Source organism: Paenarthrobacter sp. CM16 (assembly GCF_013179505.1).
GTDB lineage: Bacteria > Actinomycetota > Actinomycetes > Actinomycetales > Micrococcaceae > Arthrobacter.
The window spans coordinates 1-8,608 of the sequence record NZ_JABMCX010000207.1 but is presented as its reverse complement, the minus strand read 5'-3'; the positions used below and the strand labels follow the sequence as shown (position 1 = coordinate 8,608).

Genomic DNA, 8,608 nt, shown 5'->3' with positions numbered 1-8,608 from the left:
TTACGATCTTCGGCCTCTACGGCCGGAACGCGGGAGACGCCTTGCCGGTCTCTGCGCTGATCTCCATGCTGGGCTCCCTCGGCTACGATGCTCCGGGTGTGCGGTCCTCGGTCTCCAGGCTCAAAGCCAAGGGCGTGCTCAAGAGTGTCCGCGAGGGCGGGATTGCCAAATACAAGATTTCCGAGTCCATCAGCGATGTGTTCCGTGAAGGTGACCGCCGGATCTTCGCACCCGAACCGCCCGCCCCGGTAGATACCTGGGTGCTCGCTGTTTTTTCAGTTCCTGAGTCCATGCGAAACCGCAGGCACCAGCTGCGTTCCGCTTTGCTGGCCCTGGGGTTCGGTTCGGTGGCCAACGGGGTGTGGATTGCACCGGCGCACAAGCTGGAGCAAGCCCGGGAGCGGCTCACTGCAGGTGGGCTGATTGAGTTCGTGGACCTGTTCCGGAGCGACTATGTTTTTGACGGCCCCATGCGGCCCAAAATCTCCGAATGGTGGGACCTCAAGGAGCTCGATGAGCAATTCACCGAGTTCCTTGGGCTCTACGAAGATGCAGAACAGCAATGGACCGAGAGGGTGGGCGACGATCCCGAAAGGGCGCTGGCCGAGTCCACCGAGGAGCTGCGGCGCGACGCCTTCCGCTATTACATTCCGATGCTCACCATGTGGCGGAAGTTCCCCTACCGGGACCCCAATCTGCCCACGGACTACCTCCCGCCGGAGTGGCACGGGCCCGCGGTCCGCAGGACGTTCCAGGCAGTTCATCGCCTGGCCGCTCCCTTGGCCGCGGCCCATGCACATGAGGTCATCGCAGAAGCGCTGGACCCCGCGGCGGCCTGACTAGTCGCTGGTCCGCGGTGCATCAATGACACCGAACACTTCACCCTGCGGTGCCCGGACCACCACCATCCGCCCCAGTGCGCTTTCCTCCACCGGGCCCAGCAAGGTGGCGCCAAGCTCCACTGCCCGGGTGGCGGTGCCGGCAACATAATCGCTGGCGAACCAGGTCATCCAGTGATTCGGGGTGTGATCCGGAAGCGCGGTGTCGTGGTGAATACCGCCCACTTCCCGGCCATCCAGTGGCCGGCGGACCGTGGAGTAGATGAGACCTTCTTCCGTGACGTCCTGGTAGCTGACATCGAAGACCTTCGAGTAAAAAGACCGGGCGGCAGTGTAATCGCGGGTATGCAGTTCGTTCCAGCACAGGGTGCCGTGCTCGTTGACGCGCTCGGCTCCGATGTGCGTGCCGGCCTGCCAGATCCCGAACGCTGCACCGCCGCTGTCAGCGGCCAGGGCCATGCGGCCGGAGTCCATCACATCAAAGGGAGCTGCAAGGAGCTGCCCTCCGGCCGCGTCGATCTTTTTGGCCGTGAGATCAACATCGTCAGAGGCCAGGAAGGTGGTCCAGGCTGTGGGCGTGTCCGGATCCTGCTTCGGCCCCATTCCGGCCACAGTGCGGCCCCTGAGCTGAGCCAGCTGATAGTCCCCGGCGTCCTGCCCGCCTGAAGCGAAGTCCCAGCCGAAAAGGTCTGCGTAGAAGGCTTTTGCGGCGGGGAGGTCATCCACTCCCAGGTCCACCCACATGGGGGTTGCGGCGGGCCAGGTCGAAATCTTCGTGGACATGGGACTCCTCGGGTCGTGGCGCTGGGGGCGGGACTGCCTCCCCAGGCGCTCGATGCGCCGAGCGCCCGAGGAAGCAGCCACCCATAAAGTGCCACTCGGGCCCGATTCATGACACTGTTTTCATCAACTTTTCAGGGCAACGTGCCGTGCGCCTGCCCACATCAAGCGGCGGGCGAGCGTGAGCCGCCCGCTCGCCGTCGTGCTTCAAGGGTTAGACCGTGCGGGTCGCCTTGGCGAGGTTGTCCTGAAGTTCGACGGCGGTCTGCCGGATGACGTACGCGGGGCGGTCGCGCTCAACGCGCCAGCTGTCTTCCAGTGGGCCGACGTTGACGGTGTCGAAGCCGAATTCGTCGTAGAGCTTGGTGACGAGCCCGGCGGCATCCGGGAATTCGCTGGAGGTGGCGAGGGCGCGGCGGTTGGGCGTGCCGGCCGGGGCGCCGTCGGTGGTGATGTCCTGGGCGAGGATGTGGTTGAAGCCCTTGGCTACCTTTGAGGTGGGGAGGTGCTTCTGGAGCAGGCCGGAGGTGGTGGCTTCGCCGTTGTCCAGCTCCGGAATGCGACCGTCGCGCTCCCAGTAATAGTTGTTGGTGTCGATGACGATCTTGCCCTCGAGCGGCTCAGCCGGGATGTCTTGATAGTTCTTGAGGGGAACGGTCACGACGGCGAAATCGCCCGCCGCTGCTGCTTCGGCTGCTGTCGCGGCCCGAGCGCGTGGCCCCAGTTCGGCCACCAGTTCGCCGAGGGTCTCCGGCCCGCGGGAGTTGCTGATGACTACGTCGTAGCCAAGTTCAACCGCTTTGCGGGCGACCTGGCTGCCAATGTGTCCTGCACCGATGATTCCAATTGTTGTCATGCAGTGGAGAACAAGAAGTTGCACGCGCCTCATTCCCGCGTTACAAAATATGTCGATCGGCCGTATACTAAGGAGTCTTACTAGTGGGGAAGTTGTTGAGACGAGGAGGTCGGTATGGCCGGTCATTTGGAACTGGTGGAGACCCCTGATGGAGGATTTCGCATCCTGGTGTTGGACGGCGGAGACGCGCTGATGGGTCTTTCGAAGCGCTTTTCTTCGCTGGACGATGCCGTTGAGGGTGTCGCCGCCATGAGGGAAGTAGCGGGCACCGGGCTGCTGCGAACGGGGTCCACGGAGCGGTATGAAGTACTCATGCAGGAGGCATCCGATCATGAACCGGCTCCGATGGGCGTGAGCGCAGGGGCCGGGCCGAAGGCGGACACCTGTGGGAGCTGATTCAACGGCATCAAAGCGGCGTGGAGTCCTCTTCGACGTGGACGGGACGCTGATTGACTCCAGCTATTTCCATGCCATGGCGTGGTGGCAGGCCTTTCGCCGCGAAGGGTTGGACATCGAGATGTCAGCCATCCACCGACGCGTGGGCATGGGAGGCGACAGGCTGATCCAGAGCCTCCTGCCCGAGTGCTCCGAGGACCTGCAGGAAGACCTGAAGAACGCCCACAGTGCGGTTTTCGCGACGTTCTGGCCGACGCTTCGGTCGTTCGACTCTGTCCGGGACCTTCTCTCAGCATGCTCCGACGCCGGACTCGCCGTCGGCTTGGCGTCGTCAGCACAACAGCGCGACCTTGAGGTCAGCCGGCACATCCTCGACGCCGGATCATCGATCGATGCCTGGACCAGCTCAAACGATGCCAAGGAAAGTAAGCCCGCGCCGGACATCCTCATCGCCTGCCTGGAGAAACTTGGCGTCAGCCCGGAGGACGCGGTCTTTGTGGGCGACGCAGTATGGGACGTCAAGGCCGGAGCGGCAATCGGCATGCCCGTAATCGCCCTGACCTGCGGCGGAATCAGTGAGGCGGAATTGCGTGATGCAGGTGCCGCGGAGGTCTACGACAACCCGCGGCACCTGCTGGAGCATCTGGAATCCAGCGTCATTGGCCGGCTCGCAGCGGGAACGCTTTAGGCCTGGCTCGTTGCTTGGCCTGCCGGCATGCTTGGCTTACGCGCATGCCTGGCTTACCCGCATGCCTGGCTTGATCATGTGTCTGGTTCGGCTGCATTCCTGATCCGCTGACCCGGCTGATCCGCTGACCCGGCTGATCCGCTGATCCGGCTGATCCGCTGATCCCGGGCCGGGCGATCAGCGGGGTGTATCGCTGATGCCCTTATCCCGTCCGCGCCGGTTGCGGGCGGTCCAGATGATCAAGGCGATGATGATCACGGCCGCCACGGCAGCCAGCACCCACGGCGTGGCGTCTGTACGGGTCTGCTCCTGGGGATCGGACTCTCCCGTCCCTGGGTTGGCGGGCCCGCTGCCTGCGGGATTCGGCGTGCTGGGTGCACCGGACGAGGGCGCCGGGTTGGTTGGCGTTTGTGTTGAGGGCCCGGATGGATTGGTGGAATCCGGGGTGGGCGTCGGCGTCGTAGCGGCTACGTTGCTTTGGGCCGCACTCATTTGGGCCGCACTCATTTGCGCCGTGCCGGCGTGGGCGGCGTTGGCAGCAGCCGTGGTGGACAGCATGGACCCTGCGCAAAGGGCCAACGCCGCGGCGGTGGTGGCTAGTCTTCGAAACATCGTTACCTCCAAGGGTTTAGGGCGTGGTCACGAATCCTCATACTAGTAAGGATACTGACTAAGCTGCGGAGGTGGGTGTTTTTCGTGGGTGCCGCCCTAAAACAGGAGCGGCACCCCCGCCGGCACTAACGGGTGAGCTTGGCGGAATCCGGCTCCTGGTCCCCGATGTGGCCGGGCGCATTGGCGGCGAGGACACGCTGCACGAACGCGCTGTATTCCTCCATGTAATGCCGCAACAAGGAGGCGGTTCCTTCATCCTTAACTGAACCGTCGTCGTCGTACGCGTCTGCGACGAAGCGGATATAAGCCTCAGGTGCGTTCAGCTGCGGCGCGTCCAGGAAGCTCAACACACTGCGCATGGACGATTGCATCACCGCTGTCCCGATACCGCCAGGCGATGCGCCAATAATTCCCGTGGGCTTCCGGGCAAACGAGTTGGTGCCCCACGGACGCGAACCCCAGTCGATGGCATTCTTCAGCGCGCCGGGGATGGAACGGTTGTATTCAGGGGAGATGAAAAGGATCCCGTCCGAGGCCGCGATCGCATCCTTAAGTTCGCGTCCGGCCGGCGGGAAATCGGCGTCGTAGTCCGAACTGTAGAGGGGAAGGTCCTTGATGGCGATCTCATGGAACTCAAGCTCCGGAGGCGCAACGCTGATCAGCGCCTTGGAAAGAACCCGGTTGATCGAATTGCTCGCCAGGCTTCCCACGAAATAACCGATTTTGAAGGTATCCATAGTGGCGTTCCTTTCCGACGGGACGGCCGGAACCGGCTCGTCGACGGTGTGGTGGCTGGTTGCTTCCAGCTTCCACCGACCCTAGTGGAGTTGTGCACATAGCGCAGCCCCCTACTCCCGCGCAGACCCTTGCAGTCATAGACTCATGCCAACTGGTTCGGAGGCGAGTCCGGGAGAGTTCGGGAAGAGGGGTGGCGGGTGAAAGCAGGCATTGCGCGCGAGGCGCTCGACGGCGAGCGACGTGTGGCCGCCACGCCGGAAACGGTCAAGCAATTGGCGGGCCTGGGCCTTGAAGTGGAAATCGAATCCGGGGCCGGATTAGCCGCCGGACACAGTGACGATGAGTACGGCCGAGCAGGCGCCTCCGTGGTGCAGTCCCTGGATCTGGGGGCCCTGGATGTTTACTGCCACGTCCGTCCCATGGAACCGTCGACGGCGGGAGCCCTCCGCCGGGGTTCGGTCACAGTGGGTTTGGGATCACCGTCCTCGGAATTGCCCACCGTGCGCGCGCTCGCCGCCGGCGGGATCACGTCCTTTGCCCTCGAACTGGTTCCCCGGATATCCCGCGCCCAATCCATGGACGCCCTGACGTCCCAAGCCTTGGTGGCGGGGTATCGGTGCGTCCTTGAGGCGGCCATGCGCCTGCCCCGGTTCTTCCCGCTGTATATGACTGCGGCGGGGACCATCCCACCGGCCCGGGTGCTGGTGCTGGGCGCAGGTGTTGCCGGCTTGCAGGCTATTGGAACTGCGAAACGGCTCGGCGCCCGGGTCTCCGCTAACGACATTCGACCCGCGTCGGCAGACGAAGTAGCGTCCATGGGCGGGACGTTCATCAAACTGGACCTCGAAACCGCTGAGGCCTCCGGTGGATACGCCCGGGAACTCAGTGCAGACCGCGGCGCCTTGCAACGGGCACTCCTGGCACCGCACGTTGCCCAGTCGGACGTGTTGATTACAACGGCCGCGGTTCCCGGCAGGCGCGCACCACTGCTGGTTAGCCGGGACATGGTGCAGGGCATGAAACCGGGCTCCGTGGTGGTGGACCTGGCTGCCGAATCGGGCGGCAACGTTGAGGGAAGCATCCCGGGGCAGGACATTCCCGTCCCCACGGCCGACGGCCAAGGCATTGTCACGCTGGTGGGGATCAAGGACGCTGCCTCCGCGATGCCCGCAGACGCCTCCCGCCTCTACGCCAAGAACGTGGCCAACCTGCTGGCCCTGATGACCCGCGACGGCGTGGTCAGCCCGGACTTCGATGACGAAGTAGTGGCGGGTACTTGCCTCACGCACCTCGGCGAAGTCCGGCACCCACCCACCGCGGAGGCACTCACGGCGCTCGCAGGCGAGACAGCACCCTTTGGCTCTACCCGTCCCGGAACTGAAGGAGTGCGCTGATGGATGGCATGAGCCTGTTGACGATCACGGTGCTGGCCGTTTTTGTGGGCTTCGAGGTTGTTTCCAAAGTCTCCAGCACCCTGCACACGCCCCTCATGTCCGGGGCCAACGCGATCCACGGCATCATCCTGGTGGGAGCCATCATCGTTGCCGGGCAGGCCGCAGATCCGTGGGTTCTGGCGGTCGCCCTTCTGGCTGTAGTCCTTGCCACGGCCAACCTCGTGGGCGGGTTTGTGGTGACCGACCGCATGCTGGAGATGTTCCGTGGAAGGCAGCGACCGCCGTCGAACGTTGGTGCGGGCAGTCCCGGAAGCACTGGCAGCCCCGGCAGCGGTGGCAGCCCTGGTTCCGGAGGTGGCACCACGCGGGACGCCGCGGCTAAGGAGCGCCGTCCGTGACCCTGCTCAACCCCACCTGGACTGCACTCCTTTACCTGGCCGCTGCCGCGTGCTTCATCCTCGCCCTCAAGGGCCTCAATTCACCACGGACGGCGCGGCGCGGGAACCTGATTGGAGCCCTCGGCGCCCTGGTGGCCGTGGTCACGGTGTTCCTCTCCGTCAAGCTGGACAACATCCCCTGGATCCTGGGAGCCATCGCCGTCGGTTCCGGCGTGGCAGCGCCCGTGGCCCGCAGGGTGCAGATGACGCAGATGCCCCAGCTCGTGGCACTCTTCAACGGTGTGGGCGGTGGGGCTGCGGCACTCGTGGCGTTGCTGGAACTTTCCCACACGGATGAGCCCTGGGTTCGACTGGCCATCGTTTTCACGCTGCTGGTGGGTGCCGTGTCATTCGCCGGTTCCGGGGTCACTTTTGCCAAGCTTCAGGGGCTGATGACCACCAGGCCTGTGACCTTCCCCGGCCTGCCCGTCCTGATGGCCGTGGTGCTGTTGGCGGCCGTGGGAGCCGGGGTTGTTGTGATCCTGAACGGCTCGCTCGTGCTGGCGTTGGTCCTGTTGGTTTTGGGTCTGGTTGCCGGAATCCTGTTGGTGCTGCCCGTAGGCGGTGCCGATGTTCCGATTGTCATCTCCCTCCTGAACGCCTTCACCGGCTTGGCAGTCGCGGCATCGGGGTTGGTGCTGGGCAATGTGCTCCTCCTTGTGGCCGGCACGCTGGTTGGGGCGTCGGGCACCATCCTGACCCGGGCCATGGCCGCGGCGATGGGGCGAAGCGTTGCCGGCATCATGTTCGGTGCCTTCAAGGGCGGCTCCACGGCCGGGTCCACAGCCGTGAGCGAACGGCCGGTTCGATCCTCCAGTGCAGAAGACGTGGCAGTGCTGCTCGGTTATGCGCAACGGGTCATTATTGTGCCGGGATACGGCCTGGCGGTCGCCCAAGGGCAGCACACCGCAGCCGAGCTCGCCTCAGCCCTGAAAGCGCGGGGGATCGAAGTCGACTTCGCCATCCATCCGGTGGCCGGAAGAATGCCGGGCCATATGAATGTCCTGCTGGCTGAAGCCAACGTGCCCTACGAGTCGCTCAAGGAAATGGGCGAGATCAACTCCGAGTTCAAGACTGCCGATGTTGCCTTGGTGGTGGGCGCCAACGACGTCGTCAACCCTGCCGCGAAGACCACCTCTGGCTCACCCATCTACGGAATGCCCATCCTTGAAGTGGCCGACGCCCGGCAGGTGGTGTTCCTCAAACGCTCCATGCGCCCCGGGTTTGCCGGTATTGAAAACGAACTCCTTTACGAACCGCAAACCACCCTGCTCTTCGGAGACGCCAAGGACTCCCTGACCAAGGTCCTGGGCGCAGTGAAGGGACTCTAGCGAAAGTCCCCCGAATCGCGTCATGTACTGAGCCGTGGCGGCACAAGTCTTTACAGGAAGCTTGTAACCGCTAGGAGTAATGACGTGCAGGACAGTAAGAAGAAGCCGACACCCGGGCCGCGCTTCGCCGAAGCAGAAGGCCGGGCTGTGACCAATTGGCGGATCCTCGTCGGCCAAACTGTCCAGGTGTGGCGGTACAACGAGGTTGTGGACCAGGGCTGCGTGGAGTCCGTGACCTACGACGGCAGGGTGCTCTGGCTTGCCCAAAGCGGGCCCATAGAGCGGCGCCTGGTGGAGAAAGAACGCGGAACCGGTCTCCGGATACGGATGCTGGACTGAACGCTTTTCCGGGCCGAACGGCGCAATCCTAAGCTGACTTCACGCTGCTCAAGAAATTCGAAGAAGACTGAGCAGCCGGAGTGTGCGCCAAAATCTCCGCGAGCTCAGCCAGCCGGTGTGCACGCGCGGACTCTGCGGGCGAGAACGGCTCACCTGGCCGCGAAAAGACCAACGGACCGTGCCAGGCCGTTGGGATCT

Annotated in this window: 11 protein-coding genes; 7 read left to right on the top strand and 4 right to left on the bottom strand. The window is 64.1% G+C overall.

The window, feature by feature from the left end; translation table 11 throughout:
* The coding region (locus HP499_RS16860) for a PaaX family transcriptional regulator C-terminal domain-containing protein (protein ID WP_172325367.1) at positions 1-839 on the top strand (839 nt) is incomplete at its 5' end.
* On the opposite strand, the gene HP499_RS16855 is transcribed toward HP499_RS16860, so the two are convergent.
* Entirely contained in the window at positions 840-1,622 is a 783-nt protein-coding gene (locus HP499_RS16855) for a VOC family protein (RefSeq protein ID WP_172325366.1), read from the bottom strand.
* 211 nt (positions 1,623-1,833) lie between these two features.
* Positions 1,834-2,475: an NADPH-dependent F420 reductase gene (locus HP499_RS16850; protein ID WP_172325365.1), complete on the bottom strand. Its 642-nt coding sequence runs from the start codon at positions 2,473-2,475 to the stop codon at positions 1,834-1,836.
* A 114-nt stretch (positions 2,476-2,589) separates the two neighbouring features.
* Between HP499_RS16850 and HP499_RS16845 the strand changes: the two genes are divergently transcribed.
* On the top strand, positions 2,590-2,871 hold the full coding sequence (locus HP499_RS16845) for a hypothetical protein (protein ID WP_253951649.1): 282 nt from the start codon (positions 2,590-2,592) through the stop codon (positions 2,869-2,871).
* Complete coding sequence (locus tag HP499_RS16840; protein WP_172325364.1) at positions 2,861-3,559, top strand: HAD family hydrolase; 699 nt, start codon at positions 2,861-2,863, stop codon at positions 3,557-3,559. The genes HP499_RS16845 and HP499_RS16840 overlap by 11 nt, the downstream gene beginning before the upstream one ends.
* 177 nt (positions 3,560-3,736) lie before the next feature.
* On the opposite strand, the gene HP499_RS16835 is transcribed toward HP499_RS16840, so the two are convergent.
* The gene (locus HP499_RS16835; protein ID WP_172325363.1) at positions 3,737-4,171 is read right to left on the bottom strand and encodes a hypothetical protein; all 435 of its coding nucleotides are present in this window, start codon (positions 4,169-4,171) and stop codon (positions 3,737-3,739) included.
* Positions 4,172-4,296: 125 nt separating this feature from the next.
* Positions 4,297-4,908, bottom strand: coding sequence for an NADPH-dependent FMN reductase (locus tag HP499_RS16830; protein WP_172325362.1), 612 nt, complete (start codon positions 4,906-4,908; stop codon positions 4,297-4,299).
* Positions 4,909-5,106: 198 nt separating this feature from the next.
* Here HP499_RS16830 and HP499_RS16825 point away from each other — a divergent pair, with 198 nt between their 5' ends.
* The 4 genes from HP499_RS16825 (at position 5,107) to HP499_RS16810 (ending at position 8,410) form a co-directional block, all read left to right on the top strand.
* Positions 5,107-6,303, top strand: a complete 1,197-nt coding sequence (locus HP499_RS16825) for a Re/Si-specific NAD(P)(+) transhydrogenase subunit alpha (protein WP_172325361.1) — start codon at positions 5,107-5,109, stop codon at positions 6,301-6,303.
* Positions 6,303-6,701, top strand: coding sequence for an NAD(P) transhydrogenase subunit alpha (locus HP499_RS16820; protein ID WP_172325360.1), 399 nt, complete (start codon positions 6,303-6,305; stop codon positions 6,699-6,701). Before HP499_RS16825 ends, HP499_RS16820 begins: the two co-directional genes overlap by 1 nt.
* The gene (locus HP499_RS16815; protein WP_172325359.1) at positions 6,698-8,071 is read left to right on the top strand and encodes an NAD(P)(+) transhydrogenase (Re/Si-specific) subunit beta; all 1,374 of its coding nucleotides are present in this window, start codon (positions 6,698-6,700) and stop codon (positions 8,069-8,071) included. The genes HP499_RS16820 and HP499_RS16815 overlap by 4 nt, the downstream gene beginning before the upstream one ends.
* 84 nt (positions 8,072-8,155) lie before the next feature.
* Positions 8,156-8,410, top strand: a complete 255-nt coding sequence (locus HP499_RS16810) for a hypothetical protein (protein ID WP_172325358.1) — start codon at positions 8,156-8,158, stop codon at positions 8,408-8,410.
* Positions 8,411-8,608: the final 198 nt, after the last annotated feature.

Bases quoted from the DNA above. Each gene is read 5' to 3' on its own strand.
- HP499_RS16845 (WP_253951649.1), top strand. From the start codon at position 2,590: ATGGCCGGTCATTTGGAACTGGTGGAGACCCCTGATGGAGGATTTCGC.
- HP499_RS16850 (WP_172325365.1), bottom strand. From the start codon at position 2,475: ATGACAACAATTGGAATCATCGGTGCAGGACACATTGGCAGCCAGGTC.
- HP499_RS16855 (WP_172325366.1), bottom strand. From the start codon at position 1,622: ATGTCCACGAAGATTTCGACCTGGCCCGCCGCAACCCCCATGTGGGTG.
- HP499_RS16820 (WP_172325360.1), top strand. From the start codon at position 6,303: ATGGATGGCATGAGCCTGTTGACGATCACGGTGCTGGCCGTTTTTGTG.
- HP499_RS16830 (WP_172325362.1), bottom strand. From the start codon at position 4,908: ATGGATACCTTCAAAATCGGTTATTTCGTGGGAAGCCTGGCGAGCAAT.
- HP499_RS16835 (WP_172325363.1), bottom strand. From the start codon at position 4,171: ATGTTTCGAAGACTAGCCACCACCGCCGCGGCGTTGGCCCTTTGCGCA.